This window comes from Pedobacter cryoconitis (genome assembly GCF_014200605.1).
Classification (GTDB): Bacteria; Bacteroidota; Bacteroidia; order Sphingobacteriales; family Sphingobacteriaceae; genus Pedobacter; species Pedobacter cryoconitis_B.
Map to the genome: position 1 here is coordinate 1 of NZ_JACHCE010000023.1, position 1,017 is coordinate 1,017.

Genomic DNA, 1,017 nt, shown 5'->3' on the forward strand with positions numbered 1-1,017 from the left:
GAGCATACACTTGTTGGGATCTGGTCTGAGATTCTGAAAATAGATCAGGATAAGATCAGTGTGAACAGGAGTTTCTTTGATTTGGGAGGACATTCGCTGAGAGCAATGAGTCTGGCTAACCGGATTTGGAAGGAGTTAGGTGCAGAGGTATCCTTAAAAGCAATATTCAGCCATCAGGATATCCGGAGTTTATCAGTTTATATTGGTGAATTGGTACCTGGTTCGGTTTATACTGGTATCCTTTTAGCAGCGGATAAGCCCTATTATGTGCTTTCTTCTGCCCAAAAGCGGATGTATTTTCTGTATGAATTTGACCGGAATTCACTGGCTTACAATATGCCGCGTGCGGCCTGGCTCAGTGGAGAACTGGATCAGGAGCGTCTGGCTGGTGCTTTCCAGGCTTTAATCAGGCGACATGAGGTACTCAGGAGTACGATAGTGATGATCGGAGATGAGCCATTCCAGGTAATTGGTGATGGTTCAAATTTTTCAATAAAAAATTATCAGGCGCAGCGGGAAGAAGTAGCGGGGGTGATGGAAAGTTTTATCCGGCCTTTTGACCTGGGACAAGGTCCTTTACTGCGCGTGGGGCTGGTTCATGTGCCTGGAGGAGACTCGCTTTTGATGGTGGATATGCATCACATCATTACTGATGGTGTTTCTCACGGGATTTTGATTCGTGATTTTATGGCTTTATATGCCGGAGAAGATTTACCTGCTCCGGGTTTGCAGTATAAAGACTATGCAGAATGGCAGCAAAGTACTGCTGAACAGGATCGGATGGAAAAACAAAGATCTTTCTGGTTATCCGAGTATCAGGATCTTCCCGATGTACTGGACTTGCCTTGCGATTATTTACGTCCGGATCATCGTAACCACCGTGGAGATAGTTATAGTTTTGAACTGGATGAACAGGCTACAGCCTCGCTTCGCTATTTAGGTGAACAGCATGGCGCAACATTATATACCGTTTTGTTATCGGTTTATACGATTCTTCTTGGACGTTTGAGCAGAAGC

1 protein-coding gene is annotated in these 1,017 nt (G+C 45.0%); it reads left to right on the forward strand.

All coding sequences use genetic code 11. The annotated features are described in order from the left end of the window. Positions 1-1,017 (forward strand): condensation domain-containing protein (locus tag HDE68_RS26335; protein ID WP_260171876.1); only part of this gene is annotated, 1,017 nt, incomplete at both ends.